Genomic DNA, 24,148 nt, shown 5'->3' on the forward strand with positions numbered 1-24,148 from the left:
TGAAATACACTTCCCGGAGCGGCATGCCGAGAATTGTCGGGAACTCCAAAATGGCAGCATTATCACATTATCAAATTAGCTAATTATCAAATTAATTATTATGAATCAATATAAATTATACCGGTTACTATTACTACTAACGTTAGGTTATACGGGCTGTAAGGTTGACCCCATCCTCGATCCCAATAACCCCAGTACCAATGGTATTGTGCAAAACGCATCAATTGGCGAATTACAAAACATGGTAGTGGGTGCAGAAGCGGGCATGAGAAACAACCTGAACAATTATTACGATGGTGTAAGTGTTATAGGCCGGGAATATTACCGGTTCTCCACTTCTGATCCCCGCCTTACCGGCGACCTGTTGGGCAAAGGAAGCGCTACACTCGATAACAATACCTTTTATACCACCAACCCATTCAATGCAAGGTATCGTGTAGTGAAGAACCTTAATATCCTTATTACTGCATTGCAAAATACCAAGGCCACTATCACCGACGGACAAAGAAAAGCCAGTATTGCGTATGCCAAAACCGTAAAGGCGCATGAATTGCTGATGGTGTTCAATCAGCAATATGAGAACGGCATCAGGATCGATGTAGATGACCCCGATAAATTAGGGCCCTTTCTTTCAAAAGATGAATCGTTGAATGCCATTCAGAATTTACTGAACGAAGCCTATCTCGACCTGAAGGGTAATGATGTTGAGTTCCCCTTCTCTACCGTTCTTTACAGTAAAAAGGCGCTTGAATTTTTAAAATTCAACCGGGCGCTGGCAGCCAGGGTAGCAGTTTACCGTAAGGACTGGACGCTGGCCTTAACGGCCCTCAACGAATCATTTTTCGATTTAAATGGCAGTCTTACCAATGGGGTGTATTATCTTTTTTCAACCCAGGGCGGCGACCTCTTGAACCCTGTATTTTTTCCGCAGGATACACCACCGGCTGAGGCCCGATTGGTGCAACCCGGTTTTATAACAGATGCAGAAGCCGGCGATACACGTTTGAGCAAAGCAAGCAAACGCACCGCTGCCGGTACGCAGGATGGTTTAACGAGCGACTATGACTTTTGGGTATATAAAACCAACGTGGCCTCTATACCTATTATTCGTAACGAAGAATTGATCCTGATCTACGCAGAAGCTAAGGTACAAACAAACAGTATCCCCGATGCCATTGTGGCCATCAATAGAATTCGCACAGCAGCTTCGCTACCACCATATGCCGGTTCCATAACTCAAACCGCTATTATAAATGAGATCTTAAAACAACGGCGATACTCATTGTTTGGCGAAGGCCAACGCTGGATCGATATGCGCCGCTATGACAAATTAAGTGAGCTACCCATCGACAGGGCCGGCGATGATGTGTGGAAGCAATTCCCGCGTCCGGCAACAGAACAGTAAAGAATGTTAAATAAGCCCTACCCTTTCAGAATGGGCTTTTGCTTCGGCAGTATGGTTGAACAGCAAGGTATGAACACCTTGCTGTTCGGCTTTCTGTAATAGTTCGCTGGCAATAGCGGCTTTCTCTGTACGAACATTGCGAATGTAAATAGCAAAAATGCGTTGCGGGTATTTTTGCGCAATGGCGGTATAAATGGCGGGGTCCTGCTGCGAATTATCGCCTATTAATATAAATTGTTGTTTGGGAAAAACATTGAGCAGCCGCTCTATACGCACCTGTTTGCCGGCATGTTTTGTTTGTCCGCTCCTGAACAGTTCCCATATTCTCTTCAACTCACTCAACAAAAAAATGCCTTCGGGCAAACGGTTATAACTAAAGAATTCTGTAAGGTAATCGTACAGGTTCCACTCACTGCTCGATACATAAAAGAATGGATTGGGCGTGTTGGCATCGGTGTGAGCGTACACCAGCGCCTGATAATATTCCGACATATGTTGAAACTGGCGGCGCGAACGGGGGTTCTTCAACAGCGCCCGGATGCGTTTGAACGTAGTGGCCGTATGCGAAACCAATACCGTATCATCAATATCAGAAACAAAAACATACTGGGTGCTATGCGGCACATACAACCTGCCCGTGCCGCTGGCTATTGCGGTGCCCCATTTGTTTAAGGCTTCTATGGTAACGGGATGCCAGCCATAAGGCAGTTCCACCGGCGAGCTCCATTCAAATCTTATAAATCCTTCATTGTCGGTAACACCCTCCTGTTGTTGGTTACCGAACGTTAGCCGTACCCGGGTTTGGGGAAAAGGTTTCACAAAAAACAGCCGTAGCAAATAAAATATATTCACCAGTATATTATTGGAATAATGGGTATTGGCGGCAGGTTGCCGTTTCAGTACATGAGCATAAATGATGAGATCGTGTGTATGCCCATACCCCTGGTATACTTTTATTATCATGGGCTTAAAGGATGTTTATATAAAATATGCATACCAACCCTCACCTGAAATTATTGTTTTTTATAAACTCAGCCGCAGGCAACAATAACACCGACTGGGAACAAACCATTCTGCAATATTTTAACAACAAACCTTACACCATTGTCATTTATCATTTATCAAACCCATGCACGCGGGAGCAGATACAGGAACAAATAAAAAAGCATACACCCAACCGGGTAATTGCTGTGGGCGGCGACGGCACATTAAAGCTGGTTACAGAAAGCATAATGAACAGCGGGCTGCCGCTTGGGTTATTACCTGCGGGTTCGGCCAATGGAATGGCAAAAGAATTAGGCATACCCACCGATGCAGAAAAAGCGCTGGACATCATTACCCAGGGACATATAAATAAAATAGACCTTATTAGCATCAACAAAGAACTGTGTATTCATTTAAGCGATATCGGCTTTAATGCTTTTGTGGTAAAAACCTTTGAAACGTTTAACAAACGGGGCATGTGGAGTTATATTAAAGCTGCGCTACGCGTTTTGTTCCGCCACCGGCATATGGAAGTTACTATTGCCGGCGATAAAAAAACCATAAAACGCAAAGCAGCCATGGTAGTGATTGCCAATGCTACCAAATATGGCACCGGAGCGGTGATAAACCCAAATGGGAAACTCGATGACGGGCTTTTTGAGATCATTGTTATAAAAAAGATCTCGTTTAGCGAGATCGTAAAAATGATGATCACCCACAAAGATTTTGATCCCCGTAAAACAGAGCTCTTTACTACATCCGGCGTAGAAATGCGATCGAAGCACCATGTACATTTTCAGGTAGATGGGGAGTATTTAGGGAAAATCTATTCGTTGAAAGCAGCATGTTTACCAGGGGTACTGCAAATGATAGTTCCTGCATCAGAATAAATTGGCCAAAATCGTTTTGCTAAAAGCGACATTTCATTATTATCTGCTTGCAATGACCGTTGCTGGTTGCAACATGATCGTTGCTAGTTGCAACACGATCGTTGCTTGCATGTTATTATATAATTGCAGGCTGCAATTACCTCTTTGGAGGCAGGTATTATCTTATGCCAGGGTGTTTTTTCAATCGTTGCAACTGTTATTTGAACGTTGCTGTTGGCTCAACGGTCAATTTCAGCTTGCATTTAATCGTTGCAAGCTTACAATGGTCCATTGTTGGGCTGCAATGGTCATTGCAGGATAACAATGAATCATTGCTGGCATGAAATGACTCATTGCTCACTTGCAACGAACCGATGCCAGCTTGCAACAATAAAACTTCAGTTGTTTTTTGTTCATTGCAGGTGAGCTGTGAGGCATTGCAGGCTGCACTCAATGAAAAATCAGCGAACAATGATCCGTAGCAGGCTGGCAAAAGGTCGTAGCAGGCAAACAACGATCGTGTTGCAGCTTGCAATGGTCACTCCAGGGTAGCAACGTCCGTTGCACGCCAGCAATGATCCGTTGCACGCAAACATTACGTCATTGCAAGCTACTTATAAGTAAAAGCAGGCGAACAAATTGGTTAATACAACAAACAACGAGTCATCGCAGGCAAACAACGATCATAATACAGCGATCGGGGGTGTTAATCCTTCTCCCACTTCCTTCTACTCGTTCCTTCCTGGTAAATTACAGTCCAGCCGTTCCTTTCTGCCATGTGTAGCAAACGTTTTCTGAGTTTTTTGGGATAGAATATTTTTGTGCTTGTCTTTTTAATGCTGTATTCAGTAAATACGTTCAACTGTGCCAGGATCTCATAAACGGCAGCGCCGCATCGCATTCCCAGGAGCGCATAATCGTATGGGGTTTGCTGCAGATAGGCTGCCGAAATACTGTCGAACTTTTGCTTTTGCTGTTCGGTGACCGGCACGTAAACAATCGCGTATTTTACGTCTTTAGGGTCACTACCCAGGATCGCATAGAAATTACTGATAGAATGCACCGCATACAAACTGTGGCGGTCGCTTTTTTTGGCAAACCAGTGAAACTGACCGCTGGGCAAAAAGTTTACGATCTTTTCACTGTCGCCTTCAATGCCCACATGACCGCCCAACATGCCGCCAAAGCATTTTGATTCGGTGTCTTTGTATTTTTTCTGTGGTTTCGATCCGTAGAGAAAATGAACTTTTAAGAAGGTGGTATCGTGGCAATAACCCAGGACGGGAAGTAAGCAAAGGAGTATGAACAGCGCTTTTTTCACGACTGTGTATTATGGGTTATCCTACGTCTGGTTACCCCTAATATAAAAAATGAAAAGTAGATGGAATGTTAAATCGCAGCCACCGCCTCTATCTCCGAAAATGAATTTCATAACATATTAATATCAAAGTATTCCTAAGAACCAATTATAACCATAGATGTGACGGTATTCGGCAGGGACCTGGTTCAGCCGTTGTTTAATTGTAGCTTCTTTATTATTATTCTGCACGATACTTCTTATAATCTTTCCCGTCCTTTTATCTTTCTCATCCTTTTCAAAGGAAATATATTCGAGCGTGTCTAAACCAGTTCCATTCCATTTGTATTTATACATTTCTGTTTCACCCAAATGTCCATACGCTACCCCTCTTACCACTTTTTCTTTCCCCGAAAAAGTTGGGTTTATAAAATCGAACATTTCAGAAAACGTTCCGGTTTGCGGCAAATACAAATAAACTTCGGCAAAAGCCTTTAAACAGCAGCCGTTACTTCCATACCCATTTATAACAACATCCTGTAAGCCATCGCCATTTACGTCCTGCAACGTATCGTTAGTATACGTATTTGACCACTCTTTGTGAACAAGCACCTGTTTAAAGCCACTGTTATGCTTTACATAAATATTTATATACTCACCAGGCACCTCCACATGTTCATTTGAAGGCTGCGACATATGAACAATAAGATGTTTCAAATCTTTTGAAAAAAAATTATTGTACGCCAGCTTTATTTCTACAGGATATAAGCCATCAGGCACTAAAGTAAAACTCTTTTTAAATGTAGGAGACTGTATATTTCTATAGGCCGAATCCAATGCCTTTTGCAATACGCCGGCCATTCTAATGCTGTCAGCCCGTTCGTTTTCTTCACGTTTTCGCCAAATCCCTTGCAGTCTTTGACTATCAGTTTGCACAGCCGTTGAATCATTATCCGGAAGCGGATGTGGCTTTTCTTTTTTCACATTGCCACATGAAACTAAAAAAATTGTAATAAGTGCAGGGATCATTTGCTTCATAAATGCTAAGATAATTCATGCACATATACCCTGCAAGCCCCCTACTCTGCGCGCAAACTTTTTACGGGGTTGGCCAATGCTGCTTTTATCGTTTGAAAGCTGATAGTAATAGCTGCGATTACCAGTGCCAGAATACCAGCAAGCAAAAATACGGAAGCACCTATATTAGTGCGGTAAGCGAAATCCTGCAACCACTTATTCATGGCAAACCAGCCCAGCGGTGAAGCAATCAATATTGAAATACCAACCAGCTTTATAAAATCGGCCGATATCAGATTTATTATACTTGCCGTACCGGCGCCAATAACTTTACGGATAGCGATCTCTTTATTTCGTTGTTCGGCAGCATAAGCGGTTAATCCAAACAGACCAAGACAGGCTATTACGATTGCCAGCACACTAAACGAAACAAATATTTGCTTCATCCGTTGCTCCGCCCGGTAAATGGCCTCAAAATCTTCGTCCATAAAGGAGTACGTGAACTGAAAATTGCCGGCCAGTTGTTTCCATTTACTTTCTATCTGGCCCATTAGCACAGGCAGGTTGGCACTGCTTACATGCACCGTTACGGCGCCATTATCGCGTTCATTCACCAATACCAGCGGTTCTACATTCTGCCGCAACGAACTAAAGTTAAAATCTTTTACCACCCCAACTATATGGTATGGCTGTACGCCAAAACTATTTCTATAGATGGTTTTATTCAACGGGTCTTTAAAACCCATCTTTTTTACAAATGCCTCATTGACGATAATTGCCGAAGAATCGGACGCCAGGTTATTTGAAAAGTTGCGGCCACCGGCCAGTTGCATGCTCATAGTTTTTATATAGTCTTCATCAACCTTCCAAAATTCAGCCAGCACATCCTGCTTTATATCAATAGGCAATTGCGGGAACAAACCGGTTATATTTCTTTCCCGGCCCGTGGGCGAAAACCCCGAAATGGTAACACCATCAACACCCGGCATTTGTTTTAATTCCTGCTTAAAATTATCAATGCCATTACCAAGCCGGCCGGTGTTCTTAATAACCAGCATCTGGCTTTTGTTAAAGCCAATATCTCTACTGTGCATGTACGAGAGCTGGTTGTATACTACCAACGTACTTATAATAAGAAAAATGGAAACAGAGAATTGGAATATCACCAATGAACTGCGCAGGAAACTTCTTTTAAAACCCGCAGCCAGCCGGCCTTTCAAAACAACAATAGGCTTAAAACCCGATAAATACAAAGCAGGATAAATACCAGCCAGTACGCCCACCAGCAATACTACCGATAATAAAACGGCCAACGATGAAAAAAACGAGGGGCCTGTTATTGAAAGCTGTTTATCGGCCACCTGGTTAAAATACGGCAACATCAGCTGTACTATCACGATGGCTAAAATGGTTGAAATAAATGTGATCAATACCGATTCGGTAAGAAATTGACCAATTAGATTACTTCTCGAAGAACCAATAACTTTTCGCACGCCTACTTCCTTTGCGCGGTTGGCCGAACGGGCCGTTGAAAGATTAATAAAGTTGATACAGGCGATCAGTAAAATGAAAAATGCAATTACCGAGAAAATATACACAAACTGAATACTACCGCCTTTATCTATTTCATACTGGCTTTTTGAGCGAAGGTGAATATCGAGCAACGGCGTTAAATTCACTTTAAGATAATTGCCGCCAGAAGTAATGATCGGCGGATAATGCGCTATGGCAATTGTTTGTATCTCCTTCTCCAAAGTTGAAATACTGACCGCAGGTTTAACCAGCACATAATTATGAATCCCACTATAACCCCAGCCATTTATCTGGCTTTCGGGAACAGACGAATAGGATAAAAAGAAATCATAATTAAAATGCGATTGGGCTGGAATGTCTTTGATCACTGCCGTGATCCTGTACAAACCCGAATCATTTATTGTAAAACTTTCGCCAACTACATTACTGCGGTTGAAATATTTACGGGCAGTACTTTCGGTTATAACAGCGGTATAGGGATCAGTTAAAGAACCGGCCGCATTACCATCTATCACCGGCAGTGTGAACACATCAAAAAGATCAGACTCAGCATACACTATCTTGTTTTCCTCAATGACCTCATTCCCTTTCTTTACAAAAAACTTTTTGGGCGACAGGAAAAGGGTCGATACCGGCACCAGACGGGTGATCTTTTCAATTCCATGTACATCCTGAATTGCCTGCTTCAATGGTTTCTCCGTTCCGGCATATGACCCTTCATGACCATTCAAACTTACGTTTTCTGTGATGCGGTAAATTCGGTTGGCATTTACATTATAGCGGTCGTAACCCAATTCGTCCTTTACATAGATTACGATCAGTATACAGGCGGCAATACCAGCCGAAAGGCCAATAATATTGATAGCACTTACGCCTTTATTACTCTTAAACGATCTTAAAGCCGTTCTTAAATAATTACTGATCATAATTTATTGCTTTTTCATTTGCAATTAAATAGAATGCCAAGTGCCAGCATAATGATTTTCATATAATTAAATATAGCAGCGTAAGCAAGGTGTTCGCTTTCGATACGAAACTGTACGAATGTATTACAAATACCCCTGGCTGATAATTTGCATTTCGTTCCCTTAAAATTCGCAAACCATGCAAACAAACATACTTTGGACAGGACGAGCATATTATTCCCTGGAGAACTGCCAGGTAAACGAGCACGAGAATAGCGCAGAAATTACCTCTACCATTATCGGAAGTTATGAAGGCAAACTGTACAAAGTGGAATACCAGATAAGAACAAACGCCCGTTGGCAAACTGTTTTACTGGAATTGACCAGCCAGGTGAACAACAAACCGCAAACAATAAAACTGGAAGGAGATGAAAAAGGGAACTGGATATATAATGGTAAAGAAGCAGCTCAATTCAGGAACTGTATAGATGTTGACATTGCCGTTACCCCTTTTACCAATACCCTGCCCATCCGCAGGCTGCAACTTCAGCAGGGTCAATCGCAGGAAATACAGGTTATTTATTGCGATATTTTGAACCAGGTAATAAAACCAGTTAGTCAGAAATATACCCGCCTTTCAAACAATGAATATCATTACGAGAACATTCCGAATGATTTTGAAGCAACCATTAAGGTTGACGACTCAGGACTGGTTATTGATTATCCCGGGCTATTTGTAAGAACGGCTGCTGTTACGGGGTGAATTACTTCTGCTTCTCTTTCAAAATTTCCTTCTTAACATCAGCCACTTCTTTAAGCAACAGCGGAAAAGCCGGCTGCGCCATACCACCATGGTCGAACCCATCGAGTTCATATAACCTTGTTTTTGTATGCCCCGCCAGTTTCATCATACGCCACAAATAGGCATTCTCTTCATAACGCCCCAGCAGTTCCTTATCGCGATCGCCGGTTATCAGCAACATGGGCGGCGCATCTTTGCGAACATGATACAAGGGTGCATATTCATCAATAATGGGTTGTGTGCCCTTAATACCCCTTTCACTGCGAATGGTAAAGTGGGTAATGGCCTGGCCGCTGAAAGGGACCAGAGCGGCAATTGAGTCAGGATCGATACTGTATTTGCTTAAATATTTTTTGTCAAGCGTGATCATCATGCCCAAGTAGGCGCCTGCGGAATGGCCCGATACGAAAACAAGACGGGTACTACCGCCATAGCTTTGAATATGCTGGTAAACCCAGGCCACTGCCGCTGCCGCATCTTCGATATAGGCCGGCGCTTTAACCCTGGGCGACAAACGATAGCCCACACCTATTACAGCATACCCTTTCTCCATAAGGGCAGCAGGAATTTCTTTGTGGCCACCGGTTATGCCACCGCCATGGAACCATACAATGGTAGCAAAGTCTTTCGCGCCTTTGGGATAGTAAAGGTCCAGCTTGCATTGGGAACTTATGTATGCGTCATTTTTTGAAACAGATTCAGGATAGTAGGCAATGTCTTTCTCCGTAACATAGGTTTGTTGTGCCTGCAGCAATGATACCTGAAGGAAAAGGAAGAATATTATTACACCTTTCATATTGCAAAACCGCTTTAAAGGCACCAATATAAAACTTTTCTTTTGATACCGCTGTAGAACATATTACCCATGGCTGTGGTGGTCGGGTTTTTGAATTTGATGTTTACATGGATAAGACCTCTAACTTCAGCACCCGGTTGGCCACCAATTTATTCATCCTTTGCCTGCTGGCTTTGATAGTATATGTAGGTCAGGGCATACTTATACCTATAGGCTTTGCCGTAATGCTGGCCATGCTTTTATTACCAATGGTAAAATGGCTGGTAAGAAAGGGTATCCCTGATATTGTAGCCAGCATACTGGCCATACTGGTAGCTATTATTTTTGTTAGCGGCATCGTATATTTCCTTTCTGCCCAGATAGCCAATTTTATGGAAGACCTGCCGGCCATCAAGGAAAAACTACAACACCACTGGATATCCCTGCAAAGCTGGATCGACTCAACATTCAACATTTCAAAACAACAACAGAACCAGGTAGTAGAGAATGCAAAGGAGAATGTGCAAAGCTCAGGACCAGGCAGTATGGGAACAGCAATGGTTGGACTTGCCGGCAGTTTGATGACGATGATCCTGCTACCGATCTATACTTTTCTTATTCTATTTTACCGCAGACTGATCCATAAATTCCTAATAATGGTTTTTCCGGCAGTAGAGCGTAACAAAGTAGAAGAAATATTGGAGGAATCGCATTCGATTGTAAGAGCATACCTGACCGGTTTGCTTATAGAAATGCTGCTCGTTACGGTACTAAACGCTGTTGGCTTTTTAATTGTGGGAATTCAGTATGCGATCTTTTTGGCGGTATTGGCGGCTGTACTCAACATCATTCCGTATATCGGTATGTTGATAGCCACCGTGGTTTGCCTCGCCATAACCCTTACCACCACCGACAATTTATCCGCAGTGCTTTGGACAGCCGCGGTGCTTACCATAGTTCAATTTATAGATAACAATTTTATTACGCCATATATAGTGGCTCCGAAGGTACAGATCAACGCACTGGCAAGCATTGTAGGCGTATTTGTTGGCGGCGCACTGGCCGGTATCTCAGGCATGTTCCTAAGCATTCCCGTTATGGCCATCCTAAAAGCCATTTTTGACCGGGTGGAAAATTTAAAACCCTGGGGGATTCTGTTGGGCGATGAGCGGAAGAAGAAGAAGCGTTGAATTTATTCAGGGCCAGGATAGAGATCCCGGCCCTTTTTATAACTAAAAAAACAGTATCGTTATCTATCTTTATGTCTGGCTTCATTGACCTTTATTGAACGATCGTCGAGCATAACACCGTTTAATTCGCGTATAGCTGTTTCCGCCTCATTTGTATCATCCATTGTAACAAAACCAAATCCTCTGCTGCGGTTAGTGACCCTGTCTACTATCACTTTAACAGAAGCCACTGCTCCATATTGAGAGAAATGCTTTCTTAAGTCTTCGTCTTGTGTATTGAAGCTTAAATTAGATACAAAAATGTTCATTTTTATGAATTTATATATGAAAGTTAACCTGAGGAAAAAAGCAGGAGGTAAAGGAAAGAAAGGAATGAGAGATCGATCAATTACAAAGTGCTAAGAATCTCAAATTTATTACAACTAAAGATACTATTAATTTATTGGTAATCCCTAATATTATTCAGCCAGCAACAATATAATAGTTGTTATGAAACAAATAGACTACCTTTAATTGCTTTACAGAAGTCATTTCATAGTTCATTCACCTTCGCTCACTCCGGTTTGTAAGCAACATGCAACAGTTTTAACCTCACTACTTGCAAGTTTAACTATTGACAATACATACATGGGGGTAATTAACATTTACAGCCTATCATTATTATTTATTAAAAAATCATCAACATGATAAAATCAGATCTACGATTTAAAATACTCTTTATAAGCACCTTCCCCCCCGTAAAATGCGGAATAGCCAGTTTTACACAAGACCTCATACATGCCATAACTCCGGAGCTAAAAGGTAATATAGCTATCAACGTATGCGCTTTGGATAAAAATGTAAACGCAACACCTTATAAATCTCCGGTGTCAATGACAATGAACGGTCATAAACTTGACTCTTGCATTGAAACTGCAAACAAAATAAACGAGGATAACACGATCGATCTTGTTTGCATCGAACATGAATTTGGTTTGTATGGCGGCGAAAACGGATCGTTCATACTGGGCTTTCTCACTATGCTCGATAAACCATTTATTATCCGCTTTCATACTGTACTGCCATTACCCGATGCCAACAGATTGAAACTGGTTCAATCAATTGGCATGTTAGCCGATAAGATAATTGTAATGACCGCCAACTCTGCCAGGCTATTGAAAGAAGATTATTTTATAGATGCAGAAAAGATAACGATTATACCGCATGGTACCCATACAATCAGCAGCATAAGCCGCGAAAAGCTGAAGCTTACATACCAATTGCAAAATAACCTTGTGCTTACCACCTTCGGTTTATTAAGCCCTAACAAGGGAATCGAAAAGGGAATCTTAGCCATGAAAGAGATCAGCGCCGCTTTTCCCGAAGCTGTGTATATAGTATTAGGCCTCACACATCCGAACCTGTTACAGGAAGAAGGTGAAAAATACCGCAACTATCTTCAGCAGTTGATTGATGACAATAACCTTCAAAACAACGTGCGGCTCGTCAACGAATATGTTCCCACCAAGATGCTGATGGAGTATCTTGCTTTAACAGATATTTACCTTTTCACGTCTAAAGACCCCAATCAGGCTGTAAGCGGAACCTTCCTTTATGCCATGAGTGCAGGTTGCGCAATAATTTCCAATTCATTTGTGCTGGCAAAAGAAATGCTGGATGACAAAACCGGTATTATCATTGAAAATGGCAAAGAACATGAACTGGCCGAAAACGCCATCTACCTGTTACAGCACAAGCAAACAAGGATACAAATGGGACATTATGCCTTTATGAAAACCCGTGATACTGTTTGGAAAAAAGTAGCTATCAAACACACCGAGCTATTTGAAAAAATATTAAACCGGCCGTTTTTTACTTCGGCAACACAAAAACAACTTACAAACTAATTACTAATATAAAACTTATGGAAGCAGATATCATTCTTTCAGCTCATCCTGTAGAATTCACCAGCGCGCAAATGCCAGCCCTGAACCTAAAACACATAAAAGCGCTAACCGACAGCACCGGTATTATTCAACATGCTTTATTCGATATCCCTAACAGGAAAGAAGGCTATTGTATCGATGACAATGCGCGGGCTTTATTATGGGCTGTTTGGGCATGCAAAAGCAAACCTAAAGACCATTCAGCATATAATTTGCTTCCTGTTTACCTGGGCTTTATACACTATATGCAAACAGAAGAAGGCCACTTCAGGAATTTTTTAAGTTATAGCAGAGATACTTCTGAAGACCGGGGCTCCGATGATTCTTTTGGCAGAACCATCATGGCGCTTGGTTATTTGATCAATGAAAGTCCCACCCATGCATTGGCAAGAACTGGCCAGGAGATCTTTTCAAAAGCTTTACCCCAGGTAAAGACAATTACTTCCATTCGGGGCATTGCCACTACTATAATTGGAATTTGCCAGTATATTAAATTCCATTTCCCCGATGACAAAAAAACGCACATAATGGATGAAATGGCTGACAAAATGGTTCAGATGTACAAGGATAACAGAAGCGATGACTGGCACTGGTATGAACCTATTCTCACTTACGACAACGCGCTGTTACCACTTGCATTATTACATGCTTATGAGGTTTCGCAGAACGAGGAATATATGAACATTGCGCTTGAATCGATGAACTTTCTTGAATCAAAAGTATTATACGATGATACTTTACGGCCCGTCGGCAATGATGGGTGGCATAAGAAAGACGGCCCTGTAGCCCGGTTCGATCAACAAGGCGTGGATGTACTGGCAATGGTACTTTATTATCAACAAGCCTATAGAATAACCGGAGAAACGCTTTACCTCACTCGGATGTACAAGAGTTACCAATGGTTCCTGGGCGATAACGACATAGGGCTTTCCTTATATGATTTTGAAACCGGCGGCTGTGCAGATGGCTTACACAGCGAAGGCATCAACCTGAACCAGGGCGCCGAAAGCACCCTGGCTTACTGGATATCGCATGAAGTGGTAGCCTCAACATTATAATATGAAAATAGCAATGCTTGCGCCTATTACATGGCGAACGCCACCTGTGAATTATGGCCCATGGGAACAGGTTGCTTCGGTGTTAACAGAGGAATTGGTAAAAAACGGCATAGACGTCACATTGTTTGCCACCGGCGACTCTGTAACCCGGGCAAAGTTGCAATCAGTATGTAAAAAGCCGTTAGGAGAACTTCCGGCAGATGCTAAAGTGTGGGAATGCCTTCACATCTCCAATTTAATGGAACAGGCATCTACATTTGACGTAATACACAATCATTTTGATTTCCTTCCCCTTACCTACTCAAAACTGATCAGGTGCCCGGTAATTACTACCATCCATGGATTTTCTTCTGAACAAATTATTCCGGTATATAAAAAATACAATGACAATACTTTTTATGTTTCAATAAGCCATAGCGACAGGCATCCGGCGCTGCAATATCTCGACACAGTTTATAACGGTATAAACGAAAAGGATTTTGAATTTGGTTCAGGCAGCGGAGATTATTTATTGTACTTCGGCCGCATACATCCGCACAAGGGTACCCACGAAGCAATTCAGATAGCTATTCAGTCAAATATGCGATTGATCATTTGCGGACTGATACAGGACGAGGTGTATTTCCAGGAAAAAGTGATTCCATACCTGAACAATACATCGGTTGTTTATATGGGTAATGTGGGACCTGCGCAACGGAATCAATTACTGGGCAACGCAAAGGCCCTGCTGCATCCCATAAACTTTGAAGAGCCCTTCGGGCTAAGCGTGGCCGAAGCAATGATGTGCGGCACCCCGGTAATTGCGTTTAACCGGGGTTCTATGAATGAATTGATAAAGAACCGCGAAACCGGTTATTTAGTTCAAAATACAGCAGAAGCAGTGCTGGCTACACGTCATATTAAACGTATAAGCCGTGAGGCGTGCCGTGCACATGCTATCGATAAATTCAGCAGTAGTGTAATGGCTGCACATTATATTCAGTTGTACAAAAAGGTAGCGCGTAACCTGGGTGGTCTATAAACAGTTGCTCAACCTGCATTCACTATTTCATCGAGCAATGCTTTTAAAGAAACAGTGGCAAACGAAGTAGCATAATCGGAAACCGCATAAGGAATAAACAATTTATCGTTGTGAATGATGGTGCCACAGGAGTATACAACGTTGGGCACATAACCATGCCGCTCCTCTTCTTCAGGCATCAACAGTGGATATTTCAAACGGCCCAATTCTTTGGAAGGGTCATTCAAATCGAACAGGCTGGCGCCAAGACAATATTTACGCATGGGCCCTACTCCATGAGTAATTATCAGCCAGCCTTTTTCCGTTTCAATAGGCGAACCGGCGTTGCCGATCTGAACAAATTCCCATGGGTACATTGGCTGTTGTAATAAAATAGCCGTTTCCCATAAATACAGATCGTCTGAAAACATGATGTAATTATTCACGCCATCAATTCGTGAGATCATGGCGTACTGTCCATTGATCTTCCGGGGAAATAAAGCAAAGTTTTTATTGATTGCCGCCCTTCCATGAAGCGCAGACATTTTAAAATGCAAAAAATCTTTTGTTTCTATCAGATGAGGTAATATGAAGGAACCATCATATGCTGTATAGGTGGCCATATAGGTAGAAGAGCCATCTTCACGGGTAAATTTTATAAAGCGGGCATCCTCGATACCGTTCTTTTCGGTAAAGGTCACAGGAAAAATAACTCTTTCAGACAGGAGAGAATCAGATTGAAAATGTAGTTCGTAGGTAGTATTTACCATGCTGAGGATATCGTACCTGAGTTTGTTCCTGGCCATACCGGCCGGAAGGGCATGCAGAGAAGTTTTTAATACCGTCTCAATTTGCTTATATGAAAAAGTATCACCTAAGCGGTTTAAAATATCGGCGCGAACGTCTTTAGGCAATATGGTCTGAGAAAGTAATTCCCTAAATGCTTCCTTATCGTTCCGTTTTTTTTGTGAAACCCGTCCTTCGTTCATATATTTTCCAGCAGGCTCAAATTGTATGTCGGCATTTTTACTGAGTTTCGCCCTTTTGAATATCAGCGATGAAATATGCCCTTCGCCCGTTGCCCTGAAGCTGATGATCACATTTTTCTCCCCCTCGCCCGCACCCGACTGGTCGGGATCTTCTACAATGGAGGGGTTGAACAAAGCAGCATGCTCCAATGAATATTCCATGGTAAAATAGGAACCTATTAGCAGCTTTTTTTCTATTGATAATTCCAACAGTTCCTTCTCCGGCAGCAAATGTTTTATTAAATCAAAATGCTTCTCAAAAATAACTTTAATATTACTGTAGCGTTTACTAAATTCATCCTGAACATGAAGGAGTACCTCATTTACTTCATCAGCAGGCAATAACAATACCCTGTTGATCAAAGCCCTCCCACGCTCCTCGCCGGTATTAAAAAACCGGGGAATAACTTTTCTAACATCGGGATTCAAACGCACATTGGCTCTTCTTACCTCTAATTTCATAAATGGGAGTTATTGATAATCAGTGAAGGTAGCTTAATTAGCCCATGATATGCGTAAGAAATGCAGGATTAACAGTGTTTATCAGGAATATTCTCTATCTCGGCATATAATGCATCGCCTCGGGTTTGAAGATGCTTACAGGCTCGCTGTAACAATAATAGGAGCAGCTATGGTGGTCCTGTTGTACAAGCTCTGGCTCCAGCGGAAAGTCATTTCTTGTATGCGTATGGTACGCCACTTCCCTTTCTTCCCGAAACCACTGTTTGCCATTCATTTTGCGCTCCTGCAACATCCGCTGGTACGGAGTCATCCGTTGTTCGCGGGTCAGTTGTGTTGGCGGCTCCCTTCTTAATTTTCGAATGCAGATGATACTACCAATTACAAAACAAAGGAATAACAGCATGCTTCCACGCAGGGGAATGGTTTCATAACCTGGATACGCAAGATGGATATCTGCCGTAATACCCATGGAGTTGATGCCTGTGCGCACCTCCGGAGTCAGATAGCCTTGCGCTAAATAATAAATGAGCCCGCCGATAAGCAGGCAACACAACAAAGCAAACAGTCCGGTAGCAGCCGCCTTTAAACGAAACCCAATACCCGAACAACCCGGATACAACAACATCACCACCGGGTAAAGCACCAGGAACAAAGCCGGTGTTAATACCAGGTCAATTACAAATGGTAACTCTACAGGAATTTCAAGAAATACCAATCCTGGTTTGAATTGTGCCAGTCCGGCTATTTGTGGAAACTGTTTGGTGAGCAAATACTGACCGGGGTAAATACATAGCGCAAGCAACGCCACTACCATGGCCACTGCCGGAAACCTCCGTTGCTGAGCAGGATGAATATCCATAAAACGTTTTTTATAAAGATGAGTTGAAGACTACAGCTCAGGCCCGGTTAGGTAACGTAAATGTCCGAAGGATTTCGATGCTCCCAGTGCTAAAATACCGTTAAAACGCAACAAATGGCAATTCGCACTTATGGAATGGCGGTTCATAAAAGGAAGCATTTTAAAACGATGCGCCTCTACATACCTTGCAGTGAATTAACATTAAATCATGAAAAAGATAATCAGCTTCTCTCTCCTCTCCGCCTTACTGGGCGCAGGGTGTATCTCATGTGAAAAAGATAAAACAAAAGATACAAAAGAGAATGACAGTGCCAAAGGTTATGTAATTGGTCAGGTTACCAATACGCAGGGACAGCCTGTTGCCGGTGCGCAGGTGTATATCAGCAGTGATGTTTTCTTTAACTCCGGATCTCAAACAACCAGTGATGCCAATGGAAAGTATAAAATAAAAATTCCGTCAATTAATTCATTACGGGCCTATGCCAGAACGTTGGTAACCTACAATAACAAAAAATACCTGGTAAGTTTTGAACCCGATCACCCGCAAAGTTTTACCAGTGAAGATGCAGTAACCTGTAACTTTAAATGGAAACTTACCGGCGCCGTACCCGGCTCATCGGTATCCGATGATTATTATGGCGGGCTTGTAACCATATATGCAAGTTCATCGAACCTGCCCTTCCCTGCCGGTGATCTGGCTGCACAGGGTAATGTGATATTTACCTTTGAACCGCAGGGTGCGCTTATCGATGGTTCTACCGGAAAAACAGTTACCGCTCATGCCGGCCCGCCCAACTATTCTTACATCTACGATATTCCTATTGGCAAATACAAAGTATCGGCAACTTACCTGGGACAAGCATTAAAGGTCCGCGATAACAGCCAGGGATCTAATGATACATTCGGCACTTCGAAAATGCTTGATTTTACGATGGAAGGCTCACCTACCAATGGCGGCCCTATAAGAATGTGGCTTGAGTTTAGTAAATAAAAAGGCCACCATCTTTCGATGGCAGCCTGCGCCGACATTCTCCTGGCTATACTTAACGTAAAACGTGAAAGGGTTTCCGAACTTTGAGACTCGTCTTCGGCAATCGTGAATCGGCAATCGGCAATGGTTCCGAAGTTTCTGGCCTCGCTTATCGTGAAACGTGAAACGGCAAACGTGAAATAAATACAGCGTAAGCCATTAATTAGAGTGCCGCACAGAGTAAAACCTCGTCAACTCGTCAATTTGTTCGTCAACTACTTAACCTCCATCCCATTCCTCAACGTCTTATCAATCCGCGCAACCAGGTCTTCCAAATGATCTTTGGCAAGCCCTTTTTGCAGGGGAATGGCTTTAATGATATCGCCGCGTAACGAACGCAGGTGTGCACGCATCAGGCCCTGCACATCGTTTCTTGTGGGGTCGGGGTTAATATAGATCTGTGTGCCGTTGCCGGTATTGCGGCCAACTATTTCACCTACCGCTTTGAATGCATTGAACGAAAGATCAACATATGTTCTTTGCAGGTTACGGCGGTTTATATCAATGGCTTTACCGGTATACAGTTCACTCCAAATGCTTTTCTTCAGGTCGTTGAGAAATGCCGGGCACGTATATACCTTCTGACCTTTATACTTGAGTTCATCGTTGATAAAATTAGTGAGCGTAGCCGAACCCAATAACCGCGACAACGCATTACTTTGCGCCACGCTTATAAATATATCGGCTGTCATACCCGTTACCTTCCAGGTAGTATCACTTAAAAGCCATTCGGGTGCGTTCCAGAGATTTACGTCGAGGAACTTCATGGCAGCTTTTTGCTTTTTTAAAGGAACAGGTTCAAAAACGGGTCCACCCTGCTCTACGCTTTTTGGGGTTACATAACGGCCGCCAATACTTTTCAGCACATGCATGTTATACAACATATACTGGCGAAACAAATGTTCAGTCATGCCACGCAGGTTCTCGTACCCTTCGTTGGGCTCGCGTGTCCATTCGGGTAATTTTGGCAGAATACGTTTGAGGTTCTTCATGCCGTACATACTGGCCACGGTTGCATCGTCGCCCAGGTCTTCGCTTTGTGAACGCGGGTCATAAGCGTCCATTTCATAGCCAAAGTACAATTGCTTATTGTTATTGAGGCTGTCGATGATCAGTTTGTTCAGGTAGGGCGTTTCGGCTTCGGCATTGTTGAATTGCGGCAACCAGCGGTAGCCCCACTGAATGGCCCATTTATCGTAAGCGCCTATACGCGGAAAAATACCCTTGTCAGTAATATTGTCTTCGGGCTGTGCTACATAGTTAAAGCGCGCATAATCCATAATGGAAGGGGTATGGCCATGCTCTTCTACATATTTCTTATCGCGCAGTTTTTCAACCGGTATGGTGGAACTGGAAATAAAATTGTGCATCAACCCAAGTGTATGCCCTACTTCGTGCGATGAAACAAAACGGATTAACTGCCCCATCAATTCATCATCGAATTTCATTTTGCGTGCTTTGGGATCTATGGCCCCCGCCTGTATCATATACCAGTCGTGCACAAGCGCCATAATGTTATGGTACCAGTTGATATGTGTTTCTATGATCTCACCGCTGCGCGGATCATGAACATGCGGTCCGCTGGCATTGGCAACGGCCGAAGGTTTATATACGATCACATTATGCCGCGCATCGTCAATACTCCAGGTACTGTCGTTCTCCGGTGCGGGCAATGCTTTAATAGCATTTTTAAAACCCGCCTGCTCAAAAGCTTTTTGCCAGTCGTTTACGCCTGCTATGAGGTAAGGCACCCATTTCTTTGGCGTGGCAGGATCAATATAATAGATGATGGGGGTTTGTGGCTCTACCAGTTCGCCATGCAGATACCGTTCGCGGTCTTCGGGTTTGGGTTCCAGGCGCCAGCGGGTTACATAATATTTGTTTGCAACGCGTTGCGGTTCGGCATCAAAATCAACAACACCACGGGAAAAGAACCCTACGCGTGCATCGGCATACCGGGGTTGCATTGGCACTTTAGGCAGCAGCACCATAGAGCTGTTGATCTCATAGGTGATAGGCAAGGTTGAACCAGCCGCTGCAGGCATATAAGTACGAATGGTCTTTATTTCAACATTGAGCGGAAATGCATTCATGCTCACGACATATGACTTGTCGTTTTGTACTGTGCCCAGTGACAGGCCACGTTTTGCTTCAGGGCCAAAATAGAAGATCTCATTCTCGCTTTGGATAAAAGCCGTTACGTCAATAACGTATGAACCGTCTTTACCGTTGGCTTTCACAGGGAAGCTGGCTACTATGGGATCAAGGTTTGAATTCACCAACGACCGGTACATACCATTCCCGCTACTGTCGTTACTTTTTTCGCGAAAGATCATCCGCTTCATAAAGATGCGGTTAAAGGGACCTTTTTCAAAGCGGATCACGTTCTCGGCAATTTCATCGCCGGCGTATACATTTACCTGTGGCCGCAAACCGGCAGGCGCTTTTGAAATACGGTTCACCGACAGCATATCGCGATTCAGCAAGCTATCGGGTATTTCAAAGAAATACGTTTCATCGATCTGGTGCACCCTGAACATACCACTCCTGGTAATTGCTTTTTTTGTTATTACCTCTTCATACTTCTTTAACTGGTTGGGCGAAGTACTCTTTACTGAATCAACTTTGGGGATACTATCTTTTACCGCTGCCGGTGGTACAGGTTTACCTTTCTTTTGTGCAAGGCAAAACATGGGCAGCCCCATCAAAAACAAGATGGGAACAACTTTCGATTTATACATATTTTTTATTAATGAAGGATCAATTCTTGTAATTTTTGTTGCAACGCCTCCCCTCTTAAATTAGCGGCCACTATCTTTCCACCGGGGTTTATAAGGAAGTTTTGCGGTACGGAACGAACGCTATACAGCTTCGCCACTTCATTGCTCCAGAACTTTAAATCTGAAACATGGTACCATGCCAGGCCATCGTCTTTTATTGCTTTCACCCAGGCATCGCGCTTTTCAGCTTTATCAAGCGATACGCCTAATACGGTAAAGTTTTTATCCCTGAATTGCTCATATGCTTTTACAACATTAGGGTTCTCTTCACGGCAGGGGCCACACCAGCTTGCCCAAAAATCGATGAGCACATATTTACCACGCAGATCTTTCAGGCTGATCATTTTTCCCGAGGTGTCGGCTTGTTGAAACAAGGGCGCTTCGGCACCAATGCGTACGGCCATAAAACCATCTATCGTTTTCTTTAACGCCATCCCTTCTTTACTTTTGCGCACTTCTTTTTTCAGTTCGTTAAACAGTTTATTGTACGGGCGAATATCATCTGGCAAATGACCAATAGCATCTTTCAACGCTTCAACGCTAACGATATAATCAGGGTGCTTTTTTATAAATTCCACTTCATGCATGCGGCGTTGCGTCTTCAGGTTTTGCACGTCGTAGCGAAACTGTGCAAGCCCAAGGGTATCGTATTTTACCTTTTTTGCCTGTGCATCGTAATAAAGTTTTAACCGTTCCTCAATTCGTTTATCATCATCGGCAAGCGTTTCTTTTAATTCAGCTTGTTGTTTTTTTAATACGGTAGAATCTGTTTGTTCGCTTTGCGCAGGCAAACGGCCGGTTACCAGCGTACAGGTAATTGCAAGAAGAAAAAATTTCATGTAGTTTTTGTTTAGAAATATCATCCCGGTCTAAACCGGGATGATATGGTGTTTTAGTAAATGCGCGAACCGTCCCCTTTTTCCATATAGATAACAGCGGACACGCGCCCTTCGCCTTCGAAACCGGGTTGCGTTAATGCTGAAAGGTCACCCGTTGTGTTGATGGTTTGCAGGTACACTTTATAGCGACCCGCATTATAGGTGGCAATGGCGATGTAGTTTATAGCAGAAGCCGTAACTGCCGGATATTTGATATGCTGTATAGCAGTTACCGTTTCACCCGCAGGCAGTTGAAACATCTCTACTTCTGTTGCGGTTGCGATATCCGTTTTATATACCTTATCGCCTACCACATAGTAAATAAAGTCTGAATCGTAATTACCACAGATCTTACTTGCATTCATTAAGCCATGTTGCGGCCGCAGGGTATCGGCATTCATGATCAATGGTCCGCTTCCTACAGCCACGGGCCCATATTGCCCATTTATTTTGTACAGGTATCCGGTATCGAGCGGATTTCGGAATAACAACAAACCTACACTTCGGCTACCGGTAAAACCGGCCATCCATTGCAGATTGCCGTTCACATTCTGCAGTTTGTTACCGCCATTTGCGGCCTTTAATTCCGTATAATAAGTTCCGCTATAGCAAAAGACGCTTTTGCGGGTTAGGTCAAAACAAAGGTCCTGCGCCACACTGGAAGTAATGGGTGAAATGTTGGTGTAATTGATACCGTTATAAGTTAATGGCAAATTGGCAAACAGTGCTCCTTTTACCATATTATAGGCCTTGCCATCATTAATGAGGCCTATTTGGTTGGTAGATGCCGGTTGAAACACCGCCTGCGGTTTGCGCACAGCTGGTTTTGTAAAGAACATGTTATCAAAGTTCATTACCATGGCTCCATTATCGACACGATAAATGCCTACATCATTTTTTGACGCCAGCACAAGTACCGGATAATTGATCTGTGAAGTAACTGTAGGTCTGAAAGTGGGTGCAAAGGTTGCACTCACATAATCTCCAACCAGGCTTTTGCCCCCATTAAAAAGAGCGATCCAACTATTCATACGTCCCGTACTGTGAAAGAAGTCCATATCAGTTTTACCGGCATTGTCTTTCACTATATACCATCCATTCATGGTGAGGGTGGTTATATTCACGGTAGTGTTTACCTGATTTATGATAGCGGTGCTTTTATTTTTTGCATTGAACACCAGGATATACGTACCGGGATCCTTTTTCACCTCATAGTTCAGGTCTTTGGTGCGGCCCAACGTATCGGGTTTTACCAAACCCTGGCCGGCTGTATTACTGCTAGAAAAAAGCGTCCAGTAATAATCGAAATCATTTTCATTATCTACAACCGGGTTGATCTTTAAAAAATCGCGATACGTAAATACAGTAACAGTATCCTGCAACCCGGTCACCTTAAATGTCTTAATGGGGCCGGCCGCGGTACTATCGTCTTTATTACAGGCGGCGGCCAGTAAAGCCAATAAGCCGGCTGCCAGTATATATAGTTTCTTCATTGTTGTAATGCTGCTTAATGATTAATTAGGAAAGGTGATGATAGGGCTTGTGGGGTCGCTGGTTTCGCGTACCGGCGATTTGCCTGAAGCTATGTTCGCGGGGTTGGCATTAAAGGCCGCCAGCTCATCGCGCAACAGGTTTTTATAGTGCGAAATGGCAGCTGCCGCTACTATAGCCTTATACCATTCTTCATCTATCTTTACTTTCAGTACATCTATCATAAACTGGTGTTTACCGGTACTGTATTTTCCAAACGCCTGAAATGCCGGCGATGATGTTTGGTCGGTTTTCCAGGATTCAAACCGCTCTAACTGGTCTGAGAACACAATGGTCCTTTCAAGCGTCTTTACTTCCCCAAGACCGAATGCATCATTGGCCACAAGCTTTATACGCAAACGGTATGAGTTTGATCTCAGGCTGGTATCCCTCAGCAGAATAATGGGTAATTTACCAACGGCGCTGTCCTTCTTTACAACCATCATACTTTGTACGGCCGCATCAGTAAATGGAATATAATGCGTACCTGCAACCGCTTTAAATGGTTTTTCCTTTATGGTTGAATCGATGACCTTATTGGTAGCCGGATCACGCGTATAGATTATATCATATTCCGGTATTTGCTCAATGGTGATCGCTCTGTCGTAATCAGTAATACCGCCAATGGTATTCATTTGAACATATACGGTATCCCTGGTTACAGCAAAGTCTTTATAAATGAACGTGTAACCTAGGGTAGTTGTATCGGCCACCTGTATGCGGGCACCTTCGTTGTACATCTGGTAATCTGCTTTTTTACAGCCTGTAGCAATGGCCAGCAGTATAACTATAATGACGCTGTATTTTTTCATGATTTTTCT

At 43.1% G+C, this 24,148-nt stretch carries 20 protein-coding genes; 8 read left to right on the forward strand and 12 right to left on the reverse strand.

Annotation, left to right across the window (positions count from 1 at the left end):
- Positions 1-100: 100 nt before the first annotated feature.
- The gene (locus tag GGD38_RS13280; RefSeq protein ID WP_375300353.1) at positions 101-1,405 is read left to right on the forward strand and encodes a RagB/SusD family nutrient uptake outer membrane protein; all 1,305 of its coding nucleotides are present in this window, start codon (positions 101-103) and stop codon (positions 1,403-1,405) included.
- Positions 1,406-1,411: 6 nt separating this feature from the next.
- Here GGD38_RS13280 and GGD38_RS13285 read toward each other — a convergent pair whose 3' ends face one another.
- The gene (locus GGD38_RS13285; RefSeq protein ID WP_375300352.1) at positions 1,412-2,368 is read right to left on the reverse strand and encodes an App1 family protein; all 957 of its coding nucleotides are present in this window, start codon (positions 2,366-2,368) and stop codon (positions 1,412-1,414) included.
- A 26-nt stretch (positions 2,369-2,394) separates the two neighbouring features.
- On the opposite strand from GGD38_RS13285, the gene GGD38_RS13290 reads away from it, so the two are divergent.
- On the forward strand, positions 2,395-3,279 hold the full coding sequence (locus GGD38_RS13290; protein ID WP_375300351.1) for a diacylglycerol/lipid kinase family protein: 885 nt from the start codon (positions 2,395-2,397) through the stop codon (positions 3,277-3,279).
- A 685-nt stretch (positions 3,280-3,964) separates the two neighbouring features.
- Here the strand turns inward: GGD38_RS13290 and GGD38_RS13295 are convergent.
- The 3 genes from GGD38_RS13295 to GGD38_RS13305 form a co-directional block, all read right to left on the reverse strand.
- A complete protein-coding gene (locus GGD38_RS13295) occupies positions 3,965-4,579 on the reverse strand; it encodes a hypothetical protein (RefSeq protein WP_375300350.1) in 615 nt (204 codons plus the stop codon).
- A gap of 123 nt (positions 4,580-4,702) precedes the next feature.
- Positions 4,703-5,593 (reverse strand): hypothetical protein, encoded by an 891-nt coding sequence (locus GGD38_RS13300; protein WP_375300349.1) that lies wholly within the window; start codon positions 5,591-5,593, stop codon positions 4,703-4,705.
- Positions 5,594-5,634: 41 nt separating this feature from the next.
- A complete protein-coding gene (locus GGD38_RS13305; protein ID WP_375300348.1) occupies positions 5,635-8,031 on the reverse strand; it encodes an ABC transporter permease in 2,397 nt (798 codons plus the stop codon).
- 178 nt (positions 8,032-8,209) lie between these two features.
- On the opposite strand from GGD38_RS13305, the gene GGD38_RS13310 reads away from it, so the two are divergent.
- The gene (locus GGD38_RS13310; RefSeq protein ID WP_375300347.1) at positions 8,210-8,773 is read left to right on the forward strand and encodes a putative glycolipid-binding domain-containing protein; all 564 of its coding nucleotides are present in this window, start codon (positions 8,210-8,212) and stop codon (positions 8,771-8,773) included.
- A 1-nt stretch (position 8,774) separates the two neighbouring features.
- Here the strand turns inward: GGD38_RS13310 and GGD38_RS13315 are convergent, their stop codons facing one another.
- Positions 8,775-9,608 (reverse strand): alpha/beta hydrolase, encoded by an 834-nt coding sequence (locus GGD38_RS13315; protein WP_375300346.1) that lies wholly within the window; start codon positions 9,606-9,608, stop codon positions 8,775-8,777.
- A 107-nt stretch (positions 9,609-9,715) separates the two neighbouring features.
- On the opposite strand from GGD38_RS13315, the gene GGD38_RS13320 reads away from it, so the two are divergent.
- Positions 9,716-10,777 carry an AI-2E family transporter gene (locus GGD38_RS13320; protein WP_375300345.1) on the forward strand — a complete coding sequence of 354 codons (1,062 nt, stop codon included), beginning with the start codon at positions 9,716-9,718 and terminating at the stop codon, positions 10,775-10,777.
- A 59-nt stretch (positions 10,778-10,836) separates the two neighbouring features.
- Here the strand turns inward: GGD38_RS13320 and GGD38_RS13325 are convergent, their stop codons facing one another.
- A complete protein-coding gene (locus tag GGD38_RS13325; RefSeq protein WP_375300344.1) occupies positions 10,837-11,085 on the reverse strand; it encodes an RNA recognition motif domain-containing protein in 249 nt (82 codons plus the stop codon).
- Positions 11,086-11,460: 375 nt separating this feature from the next.
- Here GGD38_RS13325 and GGD38_RS13330 point away from each other — a divergent pair, with 375 nt between their 5' ends.
- Genes GGD38_RS13330 through GGD38_RS13340 form a run of 3 tightly spaced genes read left to right on the forward strand, consistent with a single transcriptional unit; the run spans position 11,461 to position 14,781 of the window.
- Positions 11,461-12,663, forward strand: coding sequence for a glycosyltransferase (locus tag GGD38_RS13330; RefSeq protein ID WP_375300343.1), 1,203 nt, complete (start codon positions 11,461-11,463; stop codon positions 12,661-12,663).
- 17 nt (positions 12,664-12,680) lie between these two features.
- A complete protein-coding gene (locus GGD38_RS13335) occupies positions 12,681-13,760 on the forward strand; it encodes a glycosyltransferase (protein ID WP_375300342.1) in 1,080 nt (359 codons plus the stop codon).
- Between the two features lies 1 nt (position 13,761).
- Entirely contained in the window at positions 13,762-14,781 is a 1,020-nt protein-coding gene (locus GGD38_RS13340; RefSeq protein WP_375300341.1) for a glycosyltransferase family 4 protein, read from the forward strand.
- Between the two features lie 8 nt (positions 14,782-14,789).
- Here GGD38_RS13340 and GGD38_RS13345 read toward each other — a convergent pair whose 3' ends face one another.
- Together GGD38_RS13345 and GGD38_RS13350 are read right to left on the reverse strand one after the other, a co-directional pair.
- Positions 14,790-16,250, reverse strand: a complete 1,461-nt coding sequence (locus GGD38_RS13345) for a glycoside hydrolase family 130 protein (protein ID WP_375300340.1) — start codon at positions 16,248-16,250, stop codon at positions 14,790-14,792.
- 94 nt (positions 16,251-16,344) lie between these two features.
- The gene (locus tag GGD38_RS13350; RefSeq protein ID WP_375300339.1) at positions 16,345-17,109 is read right to left on the reverse strand and encodes a hypothetical protein; all 765 of its coding nucleotides are present in this window, start codon (positions 17,107-17,109) and stop codon (positions 16,345-16,347) included.
- Positions 17,110-17,317: 208 nt separating this feature from the next.
- Between GGD38_RS13350 and GGD38_RS13355 the strand changes: the two genes are divergently transcribed.
- Complete coding sequence (locus tag GGD38_RS13355) at positions 17,318-18,100, forward strand: carboxypeptidase-like regulatory domain-containing protein (protein WP_375300338.1); 783 nt, start codon at positions 17,318-17,320, stop codon at positions 18,098-18,100.
- Positions 18,101-18,354: 254 nt separating this feature from the next.
- Here the strand turns inward: GGD38_RS13355 and GGD38_RS13360 are convergent, their stop codons facing one another.
- The 4 genes from GGD38_RS13360 to GGD38_RS13375 are packed head-to-tail and all read right to left on the reverse strand — an operon-like array spanning position 18,355 to position 24,139.
- Positions 18,355-20,880: a zinc-dependent metalloprotease gene (locus GGD38_RS13360; protein ID WP_375300337.1), complete on the reverse strand. Its 2,526-nt coding sequence runs from the start codon at positions 20,878-20,880 to the stop codon at positions 18,355-18,357.
- Between the two features lie 8 nt (positions 20,881-20,888).
- On the reverse strand, positions 20,889-21,758 hold the full coding sequence (locus tag GGD38_RS13365) for a peroxiredoxin family protein (RefSeq protein WP_375300336.1): 870 nt from the start codon (positions 21,756-21,758) through the stop codon (positions 20,889-20,891).
- A 53-nt stretch (positions 21,759-21,811) separates the two neighbouring features.
- A complete protein-coding gene (locus tag GGD38_RS13370; RefSeq protein WP_375300335.1) occupies positions 21,812-23,290 on the reverse strand; it encodes a PKD-like family lipoprotein in 1,479 nt (492 codons plus the stop codon).
- Between the two features lie 21 nt (positions 23,291-23,311).
- Positions 23,312-24,139 (reverse strand): DUF4843 domain-containing protein, encoded by an 828-nt coding sequence (locus GGD38_RS13375; RefSeq protein ID WP_375300334.1) that lies wholly within the window; start codon positions 24,137-24,139, stop codon positions 23,312-23,314.
- Positions 24,140-24,148 lie beyond the last annotated feature (9 nt).

It is taken from the genome of Niastella sp. OAS944, from assembly GCA_024809215.1.
GTDB lineage: Bacteria > Bacteroidota > Bacteroidia > Chitinophagales > Chitinophagaceae > Niastella.